19 protein-coding genes and 1 pseudogene are annotated in these 23,606 nt (G+C 57.7%); 9 read left to right on the forward strand and 11 right to left on the reverse strand.

The genetic code is table 11. The features are described 5' to 3' along the window. Positions 1-2 precede the first annotated feature (2 nt). The 6 genes from BN4275_RS05645 to BN4275_RS05670 form a co-directional block, all read right to left on the reverse strand. On the reverse strand, positions 3-800 hold the full coding sequence (locus BN4275_RS05645) for a GNAT family N-acetyltransferase (protein ID WP_066455247.1): 798 nt from the start codon (positions 798-800) through the stop codon (positions 3-5). Then, complete coding sequence (locus BN4275_RS05650; protein ID WP_066455249.1) at positions 797-1,810, reverse strand: M42 family metallopeptidase; 1,014 nt, start codon at positions 1,808-1,810, stop codon at positions 797-799. The genes BN4275_RS05645 and BN4275_RS05650 overlap by 4 nt, the downstream gene beginning before the upstream one ends. Next, positions 1,800-2,837 (reverse strand): M42 family metallopeptidase, encoded by a 1,038-nt coding sequence (locus BN4275_RS05655; protein WP_066455251.1) that lies wholly within the window; start codon positions 2,835-2,837, stop codon positions 1,800-1,802. Before BN4275_RS05655 ends, BN4275_RS05650 begins: the two co-directional genes overlap by 11 nt. 22 nt (positions 2,838-2,859) lie before the next feature. Next, the gene (murD, locus tag BN4275_RS05660) at positions 2,860-4,248 is read right to left on the reverse strand and encodes a UDP-N-acetylmuramoyl-L-alanine--D-glutamate ligase (RefSeq protein WP_066455253.1); all 1,389 of its coding nucleotides are present in this window, start codon (positions 4,246-4,248) and stop codon (positions 2,860-2,862) included. Between the two features lie 115 nt (positions 4,249-4,363). Further along, positions 4,364-5,557, reverse strand: a complete 1,194-nt coding sequence (gene alr / locus BN4275_RS05665; RefSeq protein WP_066455254.1) for an alanine racemase — start codon at positions 5,555-5,557, stop codon at positions 4,364-4,366. A 19-nt stretch (positions 5,558-5,576) separates the two neighbouring features. Next, positions 5,577-5,762 carry a hypothetical protein gene (locus BN4275_RS05670; protein WP_066455255.1) on the reverse strand — a complete coding sequence of 62 codons (186 nt, stop codon included), beginning with the start codon at positions 5,760-5,762 and terminating at the stop codon, positions 5,577-5,579. A 153-nt stretch (positions 5,763-5,915) separates the two neighbouring features. Between BN4275_RS05670 and gpr the strand changes: the two genes are divergently transcribed. The 3 genes from gpr to BN4275_RS05685 all read left to right on the forward strand — a co-directional run bounded on the left by gpr (position 5,916) and on the right by BN4275_RS05685 (position 8,582). Beyond that, positions 5,916-6,788 carry a GPR endopeptidase gene (gene gpr, locus BN4275_RS05675; RefSeq protein ID WP_066455258.1) on the forward strand — a complete coding sequence of 291 codons (873 nt, stop codon included), beginning with the start codon at positions 5,916-5,918 and terminating at the stop codon, positions 6,786-6,788. Positions 6,789-6,933: 145 nt separating this feature from the next. Then, complete coding sequence (gene spoIIP, locus BN4275_RS05680) at positions 6,934-8,154, forward strand: stage II sporulation protein P (RefSeq protein WP_066455260.1); 1,221 nt, start codon at positions 6,934-6,936, stop codon at positions 8,152-8,154. Positions 8,155-8,186: 32 nt separating this feature from the next. After that, positions 8,187-8,582 carry a hypothetical protein gene (locus BN4275_RS05685; protein ID WP_066455264.1) on the forward strand — a complete coding sequence of 132 codons (396 nt, stop codon included), beginning with the start codon at positions 8,187-8,189 and terminating at the stop codon, positions 8,580-8,582. Positions 8,583-8,598: 16 nt separating this feature from the next. Here the strand turns inward: BN4275_RS05685 and BN4275_RS05690 are convergent, their stop codons facing one another. Next, a complete protein-coding gene (locus tag BN4275_RS05690; RefSeq protein WP_066460224.1) occupies positions 8,599-9,348 on the reverse strand; it encodes a GNAT family N-acetyltransferase in 750 nt (249 codons plus the stop codon). Between the two features lie 243 nt (positions 9,349-9,591). On the opposite strand from BN4275_RS05690, the gene lepA reads away from it, so the two are divergent. The 3 genes from lepA (at position 9,592) to BN4275_RS05705 (ending at position 13,823) form a co-directional block, all read left to right on the forward strand. Beyond that, positions 9,592-11,406 carry a translation elongation factor 4 gene (lepA, locus tag BN4275_RS05695; RefSeq protein WP_066455268.1) on the forward strand — a complete coding sequence of 605 codons (1,815 nt, stop codon included), beginning with the start codon at positions 9,592-9,594 and terminating at the stop codon, positions 11,404-11,406. A 360-nt stretch (positions 11,407-11,766) separates the two neighbouring features. Beyond that, positions 11,767-12,972: a radical SAM family heme chaperone HemW gene (gene hemW, locus BN4275_RS05700; RefSeq protein WP_154018841.1), complete on the forward strand. Its 1,206-nt coding sequence runs from the start codon at positions 11,767-11,769 to the stop codon at positions 12,970-12,972. Then, positions 12,969-13,823, forward strand: a complete 855-nt coding sequence (locus BN4275_RS05705) for a metallophosphoesterase (protein ID WP_066455270.1) — start codon at positions 12,969-12,971, stop codon at positions 13,821-13,823. The genes hemW and BN4275_RS05705 overlap by 4 nt, the downstream gene beginning before the upstream one ends. Before the next feature lie 25 nt (positions 13,824-13,848). Here the strand turns inward: BN4275_RS05705 and BN4275_RS05710 are convergent, their stop codons facing one another. Further along, positions 13,849-14,388 (reverse strand): Chromate resistance protein ChrB, encoded by a 540-nt coding sequence (locus BN4275_RS05710; RefSeq protein WP_066455272.1) that lies wholly within the window; start codon positions 14,386-14,388, stop codon positions 13,849-13,851. A gap of 311 nt (positions 14,389-14,699) precedes the next feature. Here BN4275_RS05710 and asnA point away from each other — a divergent pair, with 311 nt between their 5' ends. Next, positions 14,700-15,713 (forward strand): aspartate--ammonia ligase, encoded by a 1,014-nt coding sequence (gene asnA / locus BN4275_RS05715; protein WP_066455275.1) that lies wholly within the window; start codon positions 14,700-14,702, stop codon positions 15,711-15,713. Between the two features lie 59 nt (positions 15,714-15,772). After that, positions 15,773-17,854, forward strand: a complete 2,082-nt coding sequence (locus BN4275_RS05720) for a glutamine synthetase III family protein (RefSeq protein ID WP_066455277.1) — start codon at positions 15,773-15,775, stop codon at positions 17,852-17,854. 24 nt (positions 17,855-17,878) lie between these two features. Here BN4275_RS05720 and nrdG read toward each other — a convergent pair whose 3' ends face one another. The 3 genes and pseudogenes from nrdG to BN4275_RS05740 form a co-directional block, all read right to left on the reverse strand. Beyond that, positions 17,879-18,367, reverse strand: coding sequence for an anaerobic ribonucleoside-triphosphate reductase activating protein (gene nrdG, locus BN4275_RS05725; protein WP_066455280.1), 489 nt, complete (start codon positions 18,365-18,367; stop codon positions 17,879-17,881). Next, positions 18,364-18,495: pseudogene (nrdD, locus tag BN4275_RS05730) on the reverse strand (anaerobic ribonucleoside-triphosphate reductase); the annotation flags it as partial. The pseudogene nrdD and the gene nrdG, both read right to left, overlap by 4 nt. Before the next feature lie 719 nt (positions 18,496-19,214). Beyond that, on the reverse strand, positions 19,215-21,503 hold the full coding sequence (locus BN4275_RS05740; RefSeq protein WP_066455299.1) for an anaerobic ribonucleoside triphosphate reductase: 2,289 nt from the start codon (positions 21,501-21,503) through the stop codon (positions 19,215-19,217). A gap of 326 nt (positions 21,504-21,829) precedes the next feature. On the opposite strand from BN4275_RS05740, the gene BN4275_RS05745 reads away from it, so the two are divergent. Beyond that, entirely contained in the window at positions 21,830-23,467 is a 1,638-nt protein-coding gene (locus tag BN4275_RS05745) for a peptide ABC transporter substrate-binding protein (protein WP_066455302.1), read from the forward strand. The last annotated feature ends 139 nt before the right edge of the window (positions 23,468-23,606 follow it).

Here is a 23,606-nt window from a genome sequence, read left to right on the forward strand (position 1 = left end):
CGTCAGAAATCAATCTGCGCCCACTGTCCGGCGATTTCAAAACCGAGCGGCGCATAAAAATCCATCAGGGAATCCTCCCTTGTGAAAAGCCATACAGCCAGCCCATCCGCACAGGCCTGCCGCAGTGTATAATCCACCAGCCAGCTTCCATAGCCCTTGCGGCGGAAATCCGGATGGGTTGCAATCGCGGCAAGAACTGCCTGTCCTTTTCCACGAAATAATATACTTGCCGTTGAAATTGCGTTTTTATTTACTTTCAGTATGTAATAGTCCGCCAATCCATGCCGCTGCTTATGCGATGCTTCCGCAATCCAAGCGTCCTGGTCAACCGTTTCTGCAAAACCCGGCGTTGCCAGAACATGCAATCTGCATACCTCAGATAAGCGCTGCGCGCGCTCCACCCGCACAGAAACGCCGTCCGCGCAGAGCGCGGCTGCGGCTTCCGCGGGGATGTCCCCGCGGCGGCGCAGGATCCATGACGCGCAAAGCGTGCCATGGATCACGGCGTTCAGTTGTTCGAGAAGCTCCCGTTCCCCATTGATGCAGCGGGCTCCGACTGTATGCGCAAATACAGCGCACTCAGCGGCATCCACGTCCCGCGCGGCAATGGTCAGCACCCCATTCAGGCGCGAAAGAAATCCCCGGATCTGTCCGTCCTGTTCGATCGACCAGAGATCCAGCTCCCGCTTCCCGGCGCCATAAGTTTGATACTGACTGTATATTTTTATTTCATATATCCCAAAAGTATTTTCTTTGTTACACAGAAACGCTTCCGTTTCCGCATTCAGGTACCGGATCACCGGCCAAACGCGCCGATCAGCTCCGGCAGCAGCTTTCGTGTTTCATCCACATCGAAGCGGTTGACAACACAGGACGGCGTATGCAGGTACCGGCAGGGCACCGATACCGCCAGCACCTTTGCCCCTTCGCCCGCGACCTGTACCGAACGCGCTTCATTGCCTCCGTAGACGCCTGCCTTCGGCTGGCAGGCAATCCCCTTTTCCGCCGCGATGGTGAGCGCCCTCCGGTAAAGATCCCGGTCGTAGATGGTGCCGCGGTCCATGAACGAAAGCACCGGCCCCTTTTTCAACGCGCAGACCACCTTTGTGGGCGGCGTGTCCGGGATATCGCAGGCAGTCGTTGTTTCAAGCACGATCGCAATCTCCGGCGCAATCTGCGCGGCAGCGGTCTTTCCGCCTGTGGTGCCGGTTTCTTCCTGCACGGTAAAGGCAAAGTGGCAGTCATACGGCAGGTCGGATTCAATAAGCGCCGCAGCCAGCGCGCAGCCAACCCGGTTGTCAAGCGCGCGGCCGCGCAAAAATCCGTCCCCAAACTCCGCATACTGCGAACAAAATACCGCGCGATCCCCCAGATGGACCAGTTTGCGGGCTTCGTCACGATCCTTCGCTCCGATATCGAGATACATCGTATCCAGATCAGCGGCCTTTTCCCGTTCTTCCGCCGATTTCATATGCATCGCCTTCATGCCGATCACGCCGAAGGTTTCGCCGATCAACACCGATTTACCGGGGATGGTACGCTTGTCAATGCCGCCTACCGTTGTAAAACGCAGCAGGCCGTCATCTTCGATATAGGTCACAATGAGCCCGACCTCGTCCATATGCGCGGAAATCATCAGCTTTTGCTTCGGGGTTTCCCGCCCCTTTTTGAAAGCCAGGATATTGCCGAGCGCATCCACTTTATAAAGGCATTTGCCCTCGATCATCCGCAGGATCTCATACCGCACCTGTTCTTCATTGCCGGACACGCCGGGAATGCCGCTCAGACGTTCGATATATTTATAAAGCATTCCCGTCACCTCCAAATTCGGCCCGGACATACGAAACGATCAGATCCGCCACTGCTTCCACATCGGTCACACAGACCATTTCAATCGGCGTGTGCATATATTTGATCGGGATTGACAGCAGTGCGCACCGCACCCCCGCGCCCGAAATCGCCACTGCGTCCGCATCGGTACCGGTCCCGCCGCCCATCACTTCTGTCTGATAGGGGATGCCCGCCTCTTTTGCCAGTTTCTTCATCTGTTTAAACATGCCGTTATCGAGCACCGGCGCGATGCCGACCATCGCCCCCTTGCCCATGAGCCCGCATTTTGCGCGGGGGGCATCCGGCGTGTGCGCAAACGAAACGTCAACCGCCACACAGTGGGTCGGCGTGAGCTTCACCGCGGCTGTATAAGCCCCCTGGCTGCCGACCTCCTCCATACTGACGAGCGCCACGCTGAGCGTGCAGCCAAGCTTTGCCGCCGCAAGCCGTTTGGCCGCCAGAATCACCGACGCGCAGCCCGCACGGTCGTCGATGGAGGGCGCGCAGACCAGCCCCCCCGGCAGCTCCCGCGCCTGCCCGCAGATGGTCACCCGGTCACCCAGCGCGATCTTTTCCCGTGCCTCTTCCCCGGTCATCCCCACGTCGATACAGAGATCCTCCAGCTTTGGAAGCTTCCCATCGTCCGGGTTCAGATGGGGCGGAATGGTGCAGATTACCCCGTCGAGCGGACCATTTTCAGTGTGCACCTGTACCTGCGCCGCCAGCACGAGCGACCGGTCAATGCCGCCGCAGTTAGAGACGCGCAGGAAGCCATTTTCCTCAATGTAGCTTACAATCATACCGATTTGGTCAAGGTGGGCAGTGAGCATCACATGTGGAGCTCCTTTGCCCGCTTCATGCACGCGGCAGATGAGGCTGCCGAGCCGCGTCGTTTCGCACGGGCCGAGCTGCGCAAGCATCCCCCACGCCGTCTGGGCCGCGCGGTCTTCAAAGCCCGACACGCCGACCGCGTCACAGAGGTTCAAAATCATTTTTGCTGTGGACATCTGAAACCTTCTTTCCTTTGGGTCAGAGCGCTTTGACCAGTTCCTTAAAATGGCGGCCGCGCGCTTCAAAATTCGGGTAGGCATCAAAACTTGCGCACGCGGGCGAAAGCGAGACGATATCCCCTTCGGCGGCCTTTTCATGTGCGATACGCACCGCATCTTCGAGATCTTTTGCACGCAGGACAACGAGTTTTTCCGGATCAAAATCCGCAGCGGCTTTCACCGCCGATTCGATCTTGTCCGCGGTCGCCCCGGTGAGGATCAGCATCTTCACCTTTTCAAGCAGCTTGGGCACCAGCGGCTCGAACGGGATCTTTTTGTCATATCCTCCCGCGATGACGATCAGCTTCTGCCCAAAGCTGTTGAGCCCGGCAATCGTCCGGGTTGGAGTGGTCGCGATCGAATCGTTGTACCATTTGACCCCGCCAAGCTCCCGCACCAGTTCGATGCGGTGCTCCACGCCGCCGAATTCCATCGCGACATTCTGAATCGCCTCCAGATCCGCATAACCCCAGACCGCACAGATCGCAGCGAGGTAGTTTTCCACATTATGAATGCCCGGCAGTTTGATCTCTTCGGCGCGCAGGACCTTCTGCGCCCTGCCGTTGATCGAAACGTAGATGACCCCGTCCTCGAGATAGGCTCCAGTGCGTACCGGGTGTTTCACTGAAAATTCAAAGAGCTGCCCCCGCACATCCTTTGCAAACGACGCCGCCAATTCGTTGTCCACGCCGAGCACCGTTCTGGAAAAGGCGTGCTGGTGCAGGACGATGTTGCGTTTTGCGTCGACGTATTCCTGCATGTCCTTATGGATGTCGAGATGGTTCGGGGTGATGTTGGTGACCACCGCGATGTCCGGGCTTTCGCGCATCGAGATGAGCTGGAAGCTCGAAAGCTCCGCCACCGCGAAATCCCCGTCGCGGATATCCTGCACCACCGGCATCAAGGGGCGGCCGATGTTGCCGCCGAGATGGACCCTGTGCCCGGCCTCCTTGAGCATCTCCGCAATGATGGTTGTGGTGGTGGTCTTGCCGTCCGAACCGGTGATAGCCACCGTCTTGCAGGGGCACAAGTCGAAGAATAGCTCCATCTCGCTGGTGACCACCACACCGTCCTGCCTGAGCTGCTCGAGCACCGGGTGATGGAACTTCATCCCCGGCGTACGCAGGACGATTTCGGCATCGATTCCATCAAGATAGCCTTCTCCAAGCTTCAGTGTGACCCCCTGCGCCTCAAAATTGTTGCAGATCGCTTCGCCAAGCTGCTCGCGGGTACGTCTATCGCAGGCAATCACCTTTGCGCCGCGGTCACAGAGCCTGCTGATCAGGTCGGAATGGCTCACGCCGATACCGATTACCGCCACTTTTTTCCCTTTTACTTCCTCAAAGAAGCGCTGAACCCTGCTGTCCATAAGAAAAGCCTCCTATTATTCCTGTCTAACTTTTTTATTATATTCGCCCCGGCCGGTTTTATCAAGCAAAAACGGGGGAACTCCAAAAGAAGTTCCCCCCGGAGCCGCTATATTTTTACAAAGCTTCGATCACATAATCGATTACAGCCGCCTCCCGGCCATCCTCTATGTAAACCCGCGGAACACGCCGCCCAATCAGGCAGGCTTCCTCATAGTTGATGGTGCCGTTCCACTGCGCGAAATCGTCAAGCGTCACCGCCAGATCCCCGCACCGTCCAACCAACGTCACAACATCCCCGCTTTGAACCTGTGGGATATCGGTCACGTCGATCATCATCTGGTCCATGCACACCCGGCCGACCACCGGCGCATATTCGCCGCCCACGATCACCCGGCCGCGGTTCGAAAGGTTGCGGCGGTAACCGTCCGCGTAGCCGGCCGCGATCGAGGCCACCACCTGCCGGTCATGTTCGGTTGTGTAGGTCCGTCCGTAGCTGACCGGCACGCCCGCTTCGAGTTTTTTCACCATCGACACGGTGGTATAGAGCGACATCGCCGGGCGCAGGTCGGCCATTCCGGCACATTCGCCGGACGGCGCAAGTCCATAGAGCACGATCCCAAGCCGCACCATGTCCAGGTGCATCTGTGGATAGGCCATCGTCGCCGCGCTGTTGCAGCAATGCCGCAGCGAAAAGGTAATCCCGAGCCTGCGCAGCTCTTCCAGGGTTTGTATAAACACCGCGTACTGGCCCAGCGTATATTCCCTGCTGTCCTGCTGGAATTCGTCGGCGCAGGCAAAATGGGTATAGATCCCGGTGCAGGAAAGCCCCGGCAGCGCGCAGGCCGCGGCAATCTCTTCCGCCGCCTCGCATTCGTGGCCGTTGGGCGCGTAAAACCCAATACGGGTCATGCCGGTGTCCACCTTGATGTGACAGTCAACCGTGACGCCCTTTTTTTTTGCCTGCGCGGAAAGCGCCTTGGCATATTCTTCCGAATACACAGTCTGCGAAACGTTCAGCTCGGCCAGGCGGTCCGCCATCGCAGGCGGCGTAAAGCCAAGGATCAGGACCGGCTTATCGATCCCCTGGCGGCGCAGCGAAACCGCTTCGTTCAGATTCGAAACAGCAAACCAATCGACCCCTGCCTTCTGCAGCGCGCGGGAAACATAGCCGTCCCCGTGGCCGTATGCGTCCGCCTTGACCACCGCCATGGACAGGCAGCCGGGATCAAGGCACTTCTTCATTTCCTGATAGTTGTGGACCACAGCGTCCAGGTCGATGTCCGCCCAGGTGCGGCGCAAATAATCCATATCGGCTTTTCCCTTTCTTTCAGTCGTCCCGGTCCGGATCTTTGGCGATGAGCACCGCCAGCCCAAAGGTGTTGATCAGGATCGAAAGCCCAAGCGTGATGAGCGCCCAGGGCGAATTTGTATTGAATAAAAGCAGGAGTGCTACCAATAATACGATCACACCAACCGCCAGCACTGTGAGCCCGAATTTTCTTCTTGTCATCATCGTTCAAATTCCTTTGTATTGATGCACCCAATAAGGGTTCTGAGGCGTTTCACCCGTACATTTTAATATACACCAACCCCGCGGCTTTTACAACCAAGCCGTCCGCGTTCGCACAAATTTAACAATTGCCACACTTTTTCCGGGAGGGATTCTATGTCACTGATCCGCACCGACCTTGCGGTTGAATCAGCCGAACCGATGCGCAGCCGTCTGCCGGACGGCGTGGCCGTCCATGAGGAAGAACGGGAATCGGTGCGGATGACCCGCATCGAAATTTCCACCGAGGACGCCGCCCAGAAGCTCGGCCGTGCCTGCGGCCGATACATCACCATTGAGCTTCCGCCGCTCGAAAGCGGCGTCGATCCAGCCGATGATGTGACTCACCTGGCCGCAAAAGAACTGCGCGCACTGCTTCCGCGCGAAGGTCCGGTCCTTGTGGTGGGGCTCGGAAACCGTCAGATGACCCCCGACGCGCTCGGCCCGGAAACCACCCGGCAGATCTTCGCCACCCGCCACATCCCTGCCGAAGTTGCCCGGCGCACCGGGCTCGACGGGCTGCGGCCGGTTTCGGCGCTCGCGCCCGGCGTACTCGGCCAAACCGGCATCGAAACCGGAGAAATCATCCGCGCAGTCGTGCGGGACACCTCCCCGGCGGCTGTCATCGTCATCGACGCCCTTGCGGCCCGCTCGCTGGGCCGGCTCGGCCGTACCATCCAGATCGCGGACAGCGGTATTTCTCCCGGGTCGGGCGTGCTCAACTCCCGACAGGAGCTGAGCGCCCAGTCCCTCGGCGTACCGGTCATTTCGGTCGGCATCCCTACAGTCGTTGACGGCGTGACTCTGGCCTGTGACCTCACCGGCCAGGAGGACGCTTCCAACATTGACGCCACAGCGAAAACAATGATGGTCACCCCGCGCGACATCGACGCGATCATCGCGCGCGGCGCGAAAAACCTTTCGCTTGCGATCAACGCCGCGCTTCAGCCGCAGCTTTCACTGGAAGATATTACCTATCTGGTTTCCTAGCCGCGCATTCCGCAAAATACCGCGCGATGTATTCGCGTGCTTATTCCACGCAGGCCGCCCGGCATATTTTTAAGCCCCGGCACATAGAATGCAAAGAAACGGTTCTATAAGGTAGGGGGCGAGGAAGCTGAAACGAAACAGTCGTATGCCAAGGCCGCGGCGGCTGTCACTGATTCTGACGGTTGTGTTTTTGCTGCCGGTTACGGTGATCGCGGCGCTCTCCGGCCCCATTGAAATGGACGCGCTTACTGAGCGCGCCGCCCTGCTTTCCGCCATGGTGAATATGCCGGAAGGAACCCTTTCCCTGCTGGAACACCGGTTTGCCGGGCAGCTCGATCCGGAATATAACCCCACCGGAAACGAATCGGACGTCGCGCCTTACCTTTCCCCGTGGAACGACCCAGATGAACCGAAATCATCCCCCAAAGCGCCCGAAACCACTTCTCCGTCCGCTATCCAGCCGACCGGCAAAAAAGCGATTGTGACCGATCCCTCTCCAGCAAAAGACACCATCCACACCGTACCGGCAGATTTCCGGGGACGGATTGTGCAGGAGAACATGTCCGCCAGCGGCACCAATTTGATCCCATATGGCGAGGGGCTCCTGCGCAACTATACAGAGGTACCGGATGAGGAAATCAAAGGGATCATGGAACAGGGGATGAACATTCACCTGGAAGATACCGACCAGCCGCAGGTGCTCATCTTCCATACCCACGCCACCGAAAGCTATGAGCCCTACGACACCGACACCTATGACCTGCGCAATACCTGGCGCACGACCAACAACAATGATAACATGGTTGCGGTGGGGGATGTACTCGAAAAAACGCTGCGGGACGCGGGAATCGGCGTGATCCACGACAAAACCCAGCACGATTACCCCTCCTACAACGGCTCGTATGAACGCAGCGCCGAAACGATCAAAGGGTATCTGAAAAAATACCCGACTATCAAGATCGCGCTCGATATCCATCGGGACGGCATTCAACGGGAAGACGACCTGATTGTCAAGCCGGTGGTCGAGGTGGACGGCAAAAAGGCTTCCCAGCTCATGATCATCACCGGCAGTGACGACGGTACGATGAATGTGCCGAAATGGCGGGAAAACCTGCGGTTCGCCGCTTCGGTGCAGGATGCAATCGAGCAGGACTTCCCAGGGCTCACGCGCCCGATCTTCTTTTGTTACCGCAAGTACAATATGGATTTAACGACCGGGTCGCTGCTGTTCGAGGTCGGCTCCAATGCAAATACCCTGGAGGAAAGCAAGTACACTGCCGGGCTTATCGGCCAGTCGATTGCAAAACTGCTGAACGCAAACCGGGAAGTGACCGCTGAAAAGCCGAACCCCACGCCCGTTCAATAACCAGATGTTAAAAATGTAGGTGAAAATACAAATTGTTAAAAAGAGATCTCCGCCTTTTCTTCTCTTCCTTCTGTATCACCCTGATTCTGACCGGCTGGGTGACCGCCTTCCTGGTGGTGGACAATTCCGGTTCCCGGTATGAATCCTCCGCCACTGTCCCCGCGCTTGAGATGACACGCGCCGACGAACCGCTCCATTTTGATCTGGCGCTGCTTGGGCAGTGGTACACCGTAACCCTTGAGCCGCTCAACCGGCTTGAAGCGGCCCGCAAGCAATATGCCTGCCTGGTCACACCGCGCAGGCTGCTCAATCTCGAAAAGCTGTACAGTTTAGGTGTTTATGGGAAGAAGAAGATTTACAATTGGTATAAAGAGAATGAATATGTACAAAATGTCACAAAATCACAGGAAGGCATCCCGGTCGAATAACGGGACGCCTTCCTGTTCATTTTTTGAGGATCCGCGCGAGCGACACATCCTCCAGCAGATTCACTGTTTCAAACTTTCCTTTATAAAAAACAGCCCAGTTGTTGAATACGCAGGGCAGTTCCTTTGCCTTCTGCAGCGTATCCACCCGGATCAGTTCCAGCGGAATTCCATTCTTTTCACAGTACTGCCGGACCCGCCCGACCCGCTGCGGGATATAAGGGCACTGCATATCGTAATAGATGGTCAGCGCTTCGCTGTCGATGCGCCCGCACTTTGCACGCGGCGCAAACTGCGGCACGGTCCCATCAAACGAGCATGCCAGCAGGTCATACCCCTGTTCGGTCGTGTCCACAACCTCGAAGCCGTACTTCTTCGCAAACGCCTGATCGGAAAGCCAGGACTTCTGCTTTTTCGCCCCGAGCATGCAAACGCCGGATTTACCTTTCGTTTTTGCATCGGCCAGACAATATTCCATCAGCGCTTTGCCATATCCTTTTCCCTTACAGTCTCCGGTGACCCACAGACAGTACAGATAAATATAGTTGTCCCCAACGATGGGGACCCAGGCGGTTTCGAGCGGCGCATACTCGATGAAAACCGTGGCCTTCGCATCGAGCTTGCGAAAAACATGTCCCTCCCGCAGCCGGTCCGAAAGCCATTGCCGCTTTTCCTCCACGCCGGGGTGTGGTTTTTTGCTGCGAATAATACAGCACAGATGTTCCTTGTCCAGGTTTTCTGCCGTCAGGTTGATAAATTCCGTACCCATATGCACCCTCGCTTCAAATTTTTTGAACGAACTAATGTTCGATTTCATTGTAACATATCAGCCTCATCTCCACAAGGCCATCTGGTAAAATGACAGACGCTTTGTGTCAGAAACCGGGACGCCTTCCTGTTGCATATTGGCCCGTCCCTGTGCTATAATGCAGTATTGGATAAATATGATGAAATGCCCGGCGGGACGCGCCTTTCCACAGCTTCCCGAGCGGGCGGAAACGGCAGGTAACCTATGTCCGACAGAAGAGAAAATATCCGGAATTTTTGTATCATCGCGCATATCGATCACGGCAAAAGCACCTTGGCCGACCGTATCCTGGAACTGACCGACGCGGTCAGCAAGCGCGATATGGAGGAACAGATCCTCGACAATATGGAGCTGGAGCGGGAGCGCGGCATCACAATTAAGGCGCGGGCCGTTTCGCTCACCTACCACGCGGACAACGGGAAGGACTATAACTTCAACCTGATCGACACCCCCGGACATGTCGACTTCAATTATGAGGTTTCCCGTTCGCTCGCGGCCTGTGAAGGCGCGGTGCTCATCGTGGACGCGTCGCAGGGGATCGAGGCGCAGACCCTTGCAAACACCTATCTCGCGATCGAACATGACCTCGAAGTCACGCCGGTCATCAACAAGATCGACCTGCCAGCCGCCGAGCCCGACCGGGTCGCGCAGGAGGTCGAAGACGTCATCGGCATCCCCTGCCTCGACGCGCCGCGCATTTCGGCCAAAACCGGCGAAAACATCCACGCGGTGCTCGAACGGATCGTCACCGACATCCCCGCTCCCAAAGGCGATGAACAGGCACCGCTGCGCGCGCTCATCTTTGACAGCTACTACGACAGCTACAAAGGCGTTATCGCCTATGTGCGCGTCATGGACGGAGTGGTGAAACCCGGCATGACCATCAAAATGATGGCAACCGGCGCGCAGTTCAATGTTGTGGAATGCGGCGTCATGGCAGCCACCAGCCTGGTCACGCGGGACGAGCTCTTCGCGGGGCAGGTCGGATATATCGCGGCCTCCATCAAGACCGTGCGGGATACCGCGGTGGGCGACACGATCACCGACGCGGAAAATCCCGCGCCCGAACCGCTGCCCGGCTACCGCAAGGTTCAGCCGATGGTCTTTTCCGGCATCTATCCGCTTGACGGTGCAAAATATCCTGATCTGCGCGACGCGCTTGAAAAGCTGCAGCTAAACGACGCTTCCCTCTCCTTTGAGCCGGAAACTTCCGCCGCGCTCGGGTTCGGCTTCCGCTGCGGTTTTCTTGGGTTGCTGCACATGGAGATCATCCAGGAGCGGCTCGAGCGGGAATTCAACCTCGACATCATCACCACTCTGCCGAGCGTTATCTACAAGCTCACGATGACCGGCGGCGAGGAAAAATGGATCGACAATCCGACCGAGTATCCCGACCCGGCACTGATCGCTGCGGCCGAGGAACCGTTTGTAAAAGCGAATATTTTTACTCCAACCGCCTATATCGGCAATATCATGGAACTCTGCCAAAGCCGCCGCGGCGTTTATTTTGACACCAAATATCTGGATGCCGACCGGGTTGAGCTGCATTACGAACTGCCGCTCAACGAAATTGTCTATGATTTCTTTGACGCGCTCAAATCCCGCACTAAGGGTTACGCGTCCTTCGACTATGAGTTCTGCGGCTATCGTGATTCAAAGCTGGTCAAACTTGACATCCTCTTAAACGGGGAGATCGTCGACGCGCTCTCCTTCATCGCACACGCGGATAAAGCCTATCCGCGCGCGCGCAAGCTCTGTGAAAATCTGAAGGAAAATATCCCGCGCCAAATGTTTGAAGTGCCGATCCAGGCCGCGATCGGCGGCAAGGTCATCGCGCGGGAAACGGTCAAGGCTCTGCGCAAAGACGTGCTTGCCAAATGTTACGGCGGCGATATCACCCGCAAAAAAAAGCTGCTTGAAAAGCAGAAGGAAGGCAAAAAGAAGATGCGTCAGCTCGGTACCGTTTCGGTTCCGCCCGAGGCGTTCACCGCTGTACTCAAGCTCGATTCCAACGACTGACACCACGGCGGGTCTGTTCTGCGACTCCGCGCGTTCGGGGCTGATGGCAACGTATCATACTCCCCATAAACGGATGGCAGAAACGCGCGGCCCTGCGGGCCGCGCGTTCTTTAAATCAAACGCAGGCCGGCAGTACCCGCCCAAGTGGCAAAGACTGGCGTTCGATCGGACTCCCCACCGGGCCGGGGGCATCCACAGGCATCTCAAACCGCACTTTCAGCCGAATACACTACCCGCACTATCCGCAGGGAGCGTGAAACGCAGCGTTCAGTCCTGAGCTGACCGTCCTGTTGGGAGCGGCTGCGAGGCAGATCGTGGCAAGGCATCTGCCGGGGTTTCGCAAGGGGACGGCTAGTCCCCTTGCGCGAACTTTTGGTGACTTTTCGTTCGCCCGAAAAGTCGCTCGTGGTGCGCGGCGAAACACGCAGGAGCGTACAATTGGAAGAAGGTGATTTCATGTCCTGCAAGGGTCTATACATTCACGTACCATTCTGTGAGCGCAAATGTCCCTACTGCGATTTCTATTCGGTGAAGGCGGACCAGACGCTGATGGATGCCTACACCGCACGGGTGATCCACATGCTCAAAACGCAGCCGTTCGGCGTGCGGGAGCTGGAGACGGTCTATTTTGGCGGCGGCACCCCTTCGGCGCTGGGCGGGAAACGGCTCGCGCGGATGATGGAGGCGGTTTTTTCCGCATTCACAGTTGCACCGGATGCGGAAATCACAGTGGAATGCAACCCGCATTCGGCGCTTGCCCCCGAACTTGTTTTGATGCGGCGGGCTGGGATCAGCCGGCTCTCGATCGGGATGCAGAGCGTCAGCGACCGTCAGCTTCGGCTGCTGGGACGGCCGCATACCGCGTCCGATGTGGCACAGGCGGCACAGGCGGCGCGAAGGGCCGGGTTCGAGCATCTTTCGTTCGATCTGATGCTCGCGACGCCTGGGCAGACTCTCGCGGATATTGACGAGGCGGTGCGGTTTGCATCCGAACTCGGCGCGGAACATCTGTCCGCTTATCTGCTCAAGGTGGAGGATGGCACGCCGTTCGCGGCGCGCCATATTGAGCTGGAATGTCCAGATGGCGATGGGCAGGCCGATTATTACCGGCACGCGGTTGAGACGCTTGCCGCATATGAATATGAGCAATATGAAATCAGCAACTTCGCGCGGGATGGCCGGACCGCGCGTCACAATCTCAAGTACTGGCGCTGTGAGGAATATCTTGGGGTCGGGCCATCCGCGCATTCCTTTGTGAATGGCCGGCGGTTCTATTTCCCGCGCGATCTCACGGGGTTTCTCGCGGCAGAAAATCCGTTTGGCCTGCTGGTTGACGACGGGTCGGGCGGCGACGCCGAGGAGTTTCTAATGCTTAGGCTGCGGCTCGCCGATGGGGTGCGTTTTTCCACACTTTCCAAGCATTATCCGGATTATGATCTGACCGCGCTGTGCGAACGCGCGCGCCGGATTCCCTCCAGGTTCCTTACGCGCGATGAGGCAGGGATTCGGCTCACACCGGAAGGATTCCTGCTTTCCAACACCATCATCGGGGAGCTGCTCACATGAAACAGAAAGGCCTTTCAAAAAGGATTTGGGTCCCGGCGCTTGGCCTGCTGCTGGTTATCCTTGCGATTGCATTTTACAGCGGCTATACTGTCCGGCATTACCGCGTCACCACCCAAAAACTTCCGACGGGCAGCTGCCTGCGTGCCGCGCTGGTTACCGATCTGCACGCCGAGCCATCCGAAACGCGGCGCGAAAGACTTGCCGCATTGCTCGAAAGCGCCGAACCGGATGTGATATTGCTTTGTGGGGATATCTATGACGACTGGCGCGCCTTCGATGGCGCCGACGCGTTTCTCTCCGAAATTGCGGGACTCGCGCCGCTCTACTATGTCACGGGCAATCATGAAATCTGGTCAAAGCGGATGCCGGAAATTCTTTCCCGGTTGAAAGCGCATGGGGTGACCGTCCTCGAAAACGATTGGGTAACGCTGCCGGTACAAGGCGGCGGTGAAATCCTGATGGCAGGGCTTGCAGACCCTGACGGCGCGCCAAGTTTGCAGGCCTGGGCGGACAATGCCAGGAGAGCCTTCACGCCGCTCGAAACCGACGGGCATTTTCGGCTGCTGCTTTCCCACCGGCCGGAACAGGCCACTCTTTACGCGCAATTACCGTTTGATCTTACCCTCTCAGGGCATGCGCATGGAGGACAGGTCCGCATTCCCGGTATCCTCAACGGGCTTTACGCCCCGAATCAGGGCTTCTTTCCAAAATATGCGGGAGGTTGCTACGAGGACGTTCCCAGCGGACAGATCCGCATTGTGGGACGCGGCGTTTCCCATTATTGGATTCTGCCGCGCGTCTGTAACCCGCCCGAACTGGTTTGCATCGAACTGAAAGGGGCCCCGGCATAAACACCGGGGCCCCTCGTCTTTTCATTTAAGTTTCCATCAGCTGGCGAAGCTGTTTGCCAAAATCCGCGGCGACCGAACGAACACTGTCGATGATCTCGTTGATGCCGTCTTCTATTTCGCCGGCCGCGCCGCCCGTTTTGAAGTAGTCGCGCGACCGGGTTTTCCGGTAGCGTTTGATCATCTGCTTGATGCGCTCGCTCTCCTGCTGGGAAATTGGGTTTTCGGGCTTGCGAATCTCCCGCAAAGCGTTGGCACAGTCGGAAAGCAGTTCCCTATATTCATCCTCAATCTGTTTTTTAAAGCGCGCGGTCATCTGCGCTTCGTCCGAAGAATCGGTGAACCGCAGCTCCACAATACTCGCCTCGCCGCCGAGCTCACGGATTTTCTGCGCAAGGGCGGTGAACTGCTGCATGCCCTGCGCGGTGTTGGGCAGAATTGCGACGCCCTGCTTAAAGTATTCCGCGCCAAATTCCTTCAGTTTGCGCCAGACGTATACCCGCACCTTGGAGGGGTTGATTGGGAGGTTGTAACTGAGCGCCAGCCAGACCGTCCGCTGCATCTGCATTGCGTCCACCTGCCTTTCCTTATTTTCCGAGGCTGCTACCGCATGTCAAAAGCCGCCTTCACAGCTTCTCCCGCCGTCTTTGGCAGTGCCCCCGCGAAGGCGGGGCTCAAATGGCGGGAACTGTTTGCGTTGTACTTATTATAGCACGATAATTGTAACAAGTGTTAGCTTTTTCGTCAATCCTTATTTATCCCGACGAAATTTTCTTGCAAGATGCCCATTGGGATGCTAAAATATAGTATTGGTTTATTTGGAATTGAAATGCTTCCGACCGGCATGCCCGCCGGCGGATTTTGAAAGGAACTGGAGCCATGTCGGTCAAAAACCTGATTCTTCCCCCCAATTATTTTTCCAAGCTGGATATCCTGGAGACGGAAATCGCGATCAAGCTTGCGAAGGACACCTTTGAACGGGAACTTGCCAAGATGCTCACCTTGACCCGTGTCTCCGCGCCGCTCTTTGTGCGGCCGGAAACCGGCCTTAACGACGACCTCAACGGAGTGGAACGGCCGGTGCAGTTCGATGTGCTGGACATCGGCGCGGATGTGCAGATCGTCCATTCGCTGGCAAAATGGAAGCGGATGGCGCTGGCCCGCTACGGGTTCGCCCCCGAAACCGGCCTTTATACCGATATGAACGCCATCCGGCGCGACGAGGAGCTCGACAATCTGCATTCCATCTATGTCGACCAGTGGGACTGGGAAAAGGTCATCACCCGCGCCGACCGGAATATGCAAACCCTCCAATCCACCGCGAACGCCATCATGTGCGCGCTGCGTACCACCCAAGGGGTTCTGGCGCAGGAATTCTCGGCGCTCGAGCGGTACCTGCCCGACCACCTGGAATTCTTCACAAGCCAGGAGCTGGAGGATCTGTATCCCGATCTCACGCCCAAGCAGCGGGAGGACGCGGTCGCCCAAAAATACGGCGCGGTCTTCATCTCGCAGATCGGCGGCGCGCTCCGTTCCGGAAAACCCCACGACGGCCGCGCGCCCGACTACGACGACTGGCAGCTCAACGGCGATATCCTCATCTGGTACCCGGTGCTTGGACGCGCGCTGGAACTTTCCTCAATGGGGATCCGCGTGGATGAAAAAACGCTCCGCGAACAGCTCGAAATCTCCGGCTGCACCGACCGCGCCGCAATGCCGTTCCACAGCATGCTGCTGGCGGGACGTCTGCCGCTCACGATGGGCGGCGGCATTGGACAGAGCCGTATCTGCATGGCGCTTTTGCAGAAAGCGCATATCGGAGAAGTGCAGGCTTCGGTCTGGCCGGACGACATGCACGACGCCTGCGCGGCTTCCGGCATCCATCTGCTGTAATCCAGGCATCCCCATTTGGGACGATGACCTGTTCCTGAAACAAGAAGTGGAGGTTATTTATGGATCTGACGACACTGTTCGGTTCAAAAGTATTCGGCGACGCCGCCATGCGCAAATATCTGTCCCGTGAAGTTTATGAGAGCCTTAAGCGCACGCAGGAGGGCGGGCTGCCGCTTGACCCGGCCATTGCGGAAGCGGTGGCCGAAGGGATGAAAGACTGGGCCATTTCGCTCGGCGCGACCCATTACGCCCACTGGTTCCAGCCGCTCACCAACATCACCGCCGGCAAGCACGATTCTTTCATCGAACCGGCTGGCAACGGCGACATCGTGCTGGAATTCTCCCCAAAGGCGCTGGTCAAAGGGGAGCCGGACGCCTCCTCGTTCCCTTCCGGCGGGCTCCGCGCCACCTTTGAGGCGCGCGGCTACACCACCTGGGACCCCACTTCCCCCGCTTTTGTCAAGGACGGAACCCTCTACATACCAACCGCCTTCTGCGCCTACAACGGCGAAGCGCTCGATCAAAAGACCCCGCTTCTGCGCTCGATGCAGGCGGTGAACGATCAGGCGCTGCGGCTGCTGCGGCTGTTGGGCAATACGACCTCCAAGTGCGTGGTGCCGACGGTCGGCGCGGAACAGGAATACTTCCTCATCGACCGCGGCCTTTACGAAAAACGGCTTGACCTCAAAATTTGCGGGCGCACACTGATCGGCGCGAAGCCGCCGAAGGGCCAGGAGCTTGACGACCACTACTGTGGGCGCATCCGGCTGCGGGTGGCGGACTATATGAAAGCGGTCGACGAGGAACTCTGGGCGCTCGGCATCCCGAGCAAGACCAAGCATAACGAAGTCGCACCCGCCCAGCATGAGCTGGCCTCGGTTTTTGGATCGGCAAACATCACCTGCGACCACAACCAGCTCACAATGGAAACGCTGCGGGTGGTCGCAAAACAGAAGGGTCTGGCCTGCCTGCTGCATGAAAAACCGTTCGCGGGCATCAACGGCTCCGGAAAGCACAACAACTATTCCCTTTCGACCGACGACGGCCTGAATCTGCTTTCCCCCTCGAAGGATCCCGCCAAAAACCGCCGGTTCCTGCTGGTGCTCGCCGCCTTCCTCGAAGCGGTCGACGATTATGCGGATCTTCTGCGCGCATCCGCCGCCTGCGCCGGGAACGACCACCGTCTGGGCGGCTGCGAGGCGCCTCCCGCCATCATTTCGGTCTTCCTTGGCGAGAACCTTACCCAAGAGCTTGTCAGCGCTGCTGAGGGCCACAGCGCCCACGAGAACGAACGTCAGATGCTGCATACCGGCGTAGCCGCTTTGCCCGACTTCGTCAAGGATGACAGCGACCGCAACCGCACCTCTCCCTTTGCCTTTACCGGCAATAAATTTGAATTCCGCATGCTCGGTTCCTCCCAATCGATCGCGCTGACCAACGTGGTGCTCAACACCGCTCTGGCCGACGTCTTTCAGAAGTTCTGCGACCGGCTCGAAAAGGCTCCCGACCGCGACAAAGAAATCGGCGCGATCATTGCCGATGTGATGAACCGCCACGGCAGGATTATTTTCAACGGTAACAACTATTCCGAAGCTTGGGTGCAGGAAGCCAAACGCCGCGGCCTGCCGGTCCTGGATTCCTCGGTTGAGGCGTTCGACTGCCTCACCGCGCCGAAAAATATCGCCCTTTTCAAACGTCACTGCGTTTTTACCGAGCCCGAGTGCCTTTCCCGTGTGGAGATCCTACTCGAAAACTACAGCAAAGTCCTCGCCATCGAGTCAGCCACCATGATCGAAATGGTGCGCCGCCAGGTCTATCCGGCGGTTGTGCGCTATACCGGCGAGCTGGCCGAAACGCTCAACCGGATGCGTACCGCCGGTGCGCTCAGCGAATCGACGGTGCGGGTGCTGGGAACGCTCACCGCGCTGATCGACCAGATCGACAGTGAGCTGGACGCTCTGCGCGACGCGTTCGCGCGCAGCCAATCGATCGAGGACCTGCACGAGCACGCGGTATTCATGCGCGACACCGTCTGCGGCTGTATGGACAGCCTGCGCGCCGCCTGTGATGCGGCCGAGCACATCCTTGACTTTGAAAGCTGGCCGATCCCCACCTACACCGACCTGCTCTTGCGGGTATAAAGCATTCCAGACAAAAAGAAGCGCTCACCGATGGGTGAGCGCTTCTTTTAAATTGATCAGGCGTTGATTCCTGCTGCCTCGGAACTGCAGCGAAAGGTCGCGTTCGGCTTCCAGATAGGGGCCGTCCACAAGCAGATCGCAGAGCTGCAAAAGCCGCAAAATATCCGGCTCCTGCTCCGATTTTTGCAATAATTGTTCAAAAGTATACCCAGAGTAAATTGTCAGGTTTTTTCCAAGCGCTTTGATCCGCTCACCGAGTTCACAGAGCGCCGCGGCCTGGCAAAACGGCTCTCCGCCGGAAAAGGTCACGCCGCTCATCAGCGGGTCAGCTTTCACCTGCCGCACGATCTCATCCATGTCAGCCAGATAGCCGCCGTCAAAATCATGCGTCTGGGGATTGTGACAGCCTGGACAATGATGCGGGCACCCCTGTACGAACACGACATAGCGCATTCCCGGCCCATCCACAATCGAATCGGAGATGCAACCGGAAATTCGCAGCGGGGTGCTCATAACTTCACTTCGCGGACAACAGTGTGCTTGACCCGCTCGCTTTCCTCTGCGCGTTTCGCATCATTGAAGCGGTCGAGCGTGCCCACCAGGTAACCGGTGATACGCCGAATGCGTTCAAAGCCGACGCCCGCGCCGATCATCTCCGGTTCATTCTGTACAGTCTGTGTATTTTGCATATGAATTCCCTCCTGTATGTTATTTCATACGTAAATCATCTGTGTGTCATGCCTTTGCGCGTTCCGCCGCGCACCACAGGTCTTTGCGCGTTCCGCCGCGCACCACGGGTCTTTGCGCGTTCCGCCGCGCACCACGGGTCTTTTGCGCGTTCCGCCGCGCACCACGGGTCTTTGCGCGTTCCGCCGCGCACCACAGGTCTTTGCGCGTTCTGCCGCGCACCACGGGTCTTTGCGCGTTCCGCCGCGCACCACGGGTACCTTTTCGAACGAACGAAAAGGTACCAAAAGTTCGCGCAAGGGGCTAGCCGCCCCTTCCGAAACCCCGCGGACGCCTTGCCAAAACCTGCGCCACAAACGCCCCCAACAAACGGTCAGCTCAAGGCTGAAGCCGGCGTTATCTGCTCCCCGCACCGCTTAGATATCAAGTTCGGGCGGGAGAGAATGGATTCGCCATGGACCGTCCGTTTTCCGCGCCCACCGCGATTCGGATTTCAATTCGTGCGAAGCACACCTTATCCCAAATCCGCCGCTGAAAGCGGCGGGCCGTCGCAGACGGCACCCAGCGGGGGTCCCGCAGGGGGTATGCAACCCCCTGCGAGCGGCCGTCGCGCCTTTGGCGCGCTCCGGAAAATGCCGCGCGATGCATTCGCGCGTTTTTTCCGGGCAGGCCGCTATTTGCCGTACCCTTCATAGCCGCGAAAATCCCGACCGGCGCCGACATAGCAGCCGAGCTCCTTGAGCTTCGCGACGCTCACCGCTTCGCCCTCATGGCGGCCACAGCGCGGACAGACGTCGTCGATGATGCCGGTGTAACCGCAGACTGGGTCGCGGTCGACCGGATGGTTGATCGACCCGTAGCCGATGCCGCATTCCTTCATGTAGCGGACCACCTGTTCGAACGCGTCGAGGTTCTTGAGCGGGTCGCCGTCCAGCTCGATGTAGGAGATATGCCCCGCGTTGGTCAGCGCATGATACGGCGCTTCCAGACGGATCTTCTCGCTGGCGGAGATGTTGAAGTAGACCGGGATGTGGAACGAGTTGGTGTAAAAGTCGTGGTCGGTCACCCCTTCGATCGAGCCATAGAGCTCGCGGTCCATCCGCACAAAACGTCCGGAAAGGCCTTCCGCCGGAGTGGCGAGCAGGGTATAATTGAACCCGGTGGCGCGGGTCGCCTCATCCATGCGTTTACGCATATGACCAACAATCTCAAGTCCCAGATTCTGGGCATATTCGCTTTCGCCGTGGTGCTGCCCAATCAGCGCCTTGAGCGTCTCCGCCAGGCCGATGAAGCCCATCGAGAGGGTGCCGTGCTTGAGCACCTCGCCCACCTCGTCGTCCGGGCCGAGCTTGTCCGAATCAAGCCAGATACCCTGTCCCATCAGGAACGGGTAGTTACGGACCTTCTTTTTTGCCTGGATCTTGTAGCGCTCCATCAGCTGCTCGATGACAATATCAATCTTACGGTCGAGCTCTTCGAAGAAGAAGTCGATGTCGCCTTTCGAACGGATCGCGATGCGCGGGAGGTTCACCGAGGTGAAGCTGAGGTTCCCGCGCCCGTTGACAATTTCACGGGTCTTATCGTAGTAGTTGCCGATCACGCGGGTGCGGCATCCCATATAAGCAATTTCGGTTTCCGGGCGGCCGGGCCGGTAATACTGCAGGTTATACGGCGCGTCGAGGAAGGAGAAGTTCGGGAACAGCCGTTTGGCGGAAACCCGGCAGGCCAGCTTAAAGAGGTCGTAATTCGGTTCGCCGGGGTTAAAGTTAATGCCTTCCTTCACCTTGAAGATGTGGATCGGGAAGATGGCGGTTTCGCCGTTTCCAAGCCCCGCCTCGGTCGCAAGCAGCACCTTTTCAGTGACCATGCGTCCCTCTGGAGAGGTGTCGGTGCCGTAGTTGATCGAGGAGAACGGGATCTGCGCGCCGGCGCGGGAATGCATCGTATTGAGATTGTGGACCAGCGCCTCCATTGCCTGGTAGGTAGCGCGGTCTGTCTCTTTGAACGCCTCTCTGAGCGCAAACCGCTGGATCTTCTGTGCTGTCTGTTCATCCACCAGCGCGCAGAGCAGCGGCAGTTCAAAGCCGCGGTAGCCGTTGTCGTCCGCAAGCACCGGCTCCACGCCCTGCGCCTCTTTCACCTGCGCGGCAATTTCCTTCGCGCGCTCATCGGCGTTTTCGAGGTCCGCGAACAAACTGAGCGCCTTTGCAATGTTGCGCAGGTAGCTCTTGCGGTAGGTCTTGGCCACGCCCGCGGCCATGCCGTAATCAAAATTCGGGATGCTCTGGCCGCCGTGCTGGTCGTTCTGGTTCGACTGGATCGCGATGCAGGCAAGCGCGGCGTAGCTGGCGATATCGTTCGGCTCGCGCAAAAAGCCATGGCCTGTGCAGAAACCGTGCTGAAAGAGCTTCTCGATATCGATCTGGCAGCAGGTAGTGGTCAGCGTCAGAAAGTCGAGGTCGTGGATATGAATATCTCCCGCGAGATGTGCCTTGGAGTGCACCGGGTTCAGGACAAACATATGGTAGAACTGCTTGGCGCCCTCAGAACCGTACTTGAGCATGGTGCCCATCGCGGTGTCGCCGTCGATGTTGGCGTTCTCGCGCTTGATGTCGTTCTCGTTGGCGGATTTGTAGGTGAGGTCCTCATAGGTTTTCATGAGGCGGGTGTTCATATCACGCACTTTTGTCCGCTGCGCGCGGTAGAGGATGAACTCCTTTGCCGTACGGGCGTGCCCGCTCTCAACCAGGACATGCTCCACCGCGTCCTGGATCTCCTCAACCGAAGGCGTTTCATTGTGGCAGGTATTCTCCAGATAATCGGCCACCTGCTGCGCCAGGTTCTGCGCCATTTCATAATCGCTGCCGCCGAGCGCCTGCGCGGCTTTGAAGATTGCGTTTGCAATCTTGTCGATATCGAAAAGCACGCACCGCCCGTCGCGTTTCACAATGGTATTGATCATTTTGTCCCCTCCGTCAAAATCATTCAGCTCTATATTTTGTATTTTAAAACAAAAAACTATACAATATCTAGTCGCGCATTCATTGCGCAAGTATCATTTTAATGCAAAACGAGTTTTCTGTCAATGCGTAAAAGCACATTTTTTGGGGGCTATTTTTGTAGAATGCACTATATATTGTGGAATTTTTCTCCAAAAAACCGCTCCCACCGCATTACACCGGCCTTTCCGGGATCTTTTGGCGCGTGAAGAATTCACATTTGATGCGTTGCATTCCCACGGCGCTTCTGCTAAACTTGCTTATAGATCAAATGTGAAGGTGTCTGCATATGACAAAAAACCGACTGCTTGCCTTGCTGCTTGCGGCAGTGTTCCTGTTTGCTTTTTCCGGCTGCGGGGACAAAACCGCCGGCCAAATCTTCAAATACGATATCCCATCGGGCGTGCACAATCTCGACCCGCAGTTCGCCACCGATTCCACCGCTCGCATGATCATACAAAACACCTTCGAAGGGCTCTTCCGGCAGCTTCCTTCGGGGGAAATCGAGCCATGCCTTGCCGAAAGCTATGAGGTTTCCGCGGACGGGCTCACCTACACCTTTCACCTGCGCCGCGACGCCGCCTGGGGCAATGCGAAGCTGCCGCGGGCGGTTCGCGAAGCCTACAATGGGACGCCCGTGACCGCCCACGATTTTGTCTTCGCGCTTTCCCGGATGTTCAATCCCACCGCGCCCAGCCCGTTTGCCGGCTCTTTTTCCAGCATCAAAAACGCCGAGCTCATCCGGCGCGGCGCGGCGCCAATGGATTCGCTCGGCGTGCGCGCGACCGACGATTATACGCTCGAAATCACCCTCATCCGGCAGGACAGCCTTTTGCCGGAGCTGCTCGCCGCGAGTTATGCAATGCCCTGTAACGAGGATTTCTTCCGCTCGACAAAGGCCCGGTATGGACTTGACCTGAAGAGCCTGCTTTTTAACGGTCCGTTTGGCGTGACCTCCTGGGATAACGAATCGGCCGTCACGCTGCGCCAGAATGCTTTTTACAGTTCGCCCGACCCGGTAATTGCAGGGGGCGTAAACCTCTATATCCAGCCGGGATCCCCTGAAGCGCCCGCAGACCCGGTCGGACGTTTCCTTGCCGATTCCACTGACGCCTGCAAAGTCAATTACGGTGCCCTTCCGGCGGTGCTCGGCGCGGACGGGGCCTATGAATCCTTTGAAGATGTTGTGTGGGTGCTCGCCTTCAACTGCCGTGACGAAGCGCTTGCAAACGCGGAAATCCGCCGCGCGCTGGCTTACGCCATCGACCGCAAATTGTTTGACCAGTACCTGCCGGAAAACCTTCGGGTCAGCGAAATGCTGGTGCCGCCCGCGGTTTCTCTGCTTGGGGAATCCTTCCGCACCTTTGCCGGGGAGAATAGCGAGCTGCTCTACAGCCCGCATCTTGCCAAACAGAATTTTGCCTCCGGTCTGGAGGATCTGGGGCTCGAAAAGATCCCGCTTTCTGAAATCCTGGTGCCGGATACCTATAACCTCCCGCTGCTCACCGGCTTTGTCCAGCAGGGCTGGCAGAAAAACCTGGCGGTCTACACCGGGCTTGTCAAGCTTTCAGAAGCTGAGCTGCTCGCGCGGGTGGCTTCGGGCAATTATTCGGCGGCCATCCTGCCGCTTTCAGCCTCCTATTCTTCGCCTGGGGCTGTGCTCGCGGACTTTTCCTCCGCATCCACACAAAACCTCACCGGCTACGGAAACGCGGACTTTGACACGCTGCTCGCCGCAACGGCTTCTCTTTCGGGGCAGGAAGCTTACGAAGTCTACGCGCAGGCCGAGGAGATGCTGCTTTACGATGCGCCGGTCATTCCGCTTTTTTTCGAGACTTCCTACTACGCGATGGGGCCGGACGTTTCCGGCATTGAATTTTCACCGTTCCTGTCGGGCGTATACTTCAAATATGCCCGCAAAAAGTAAGCAATGCTTGACATTCCCATAAAACTGTGATAAAATCCATACGAATTTGAGAAAGAACGAGGTAATTGCACAAAACATGCGTAACTGACAGCCGCAAATCGAACAAATTATTCTGACCTGCCTTCTTCGGAGGCTTTGG

Origin of the sequence: Anaerotruncus rubiinfantis (assembly GCF_900078395.1) — a bacterium.
In the GTDB taxonomy this organism is placed as follows: Bacteria; Bacillota; Clostridia; order Oscillospirales; family Ruminococcaceae; genus Anaerotruncus; species Anaerotruncus rubiinfantis.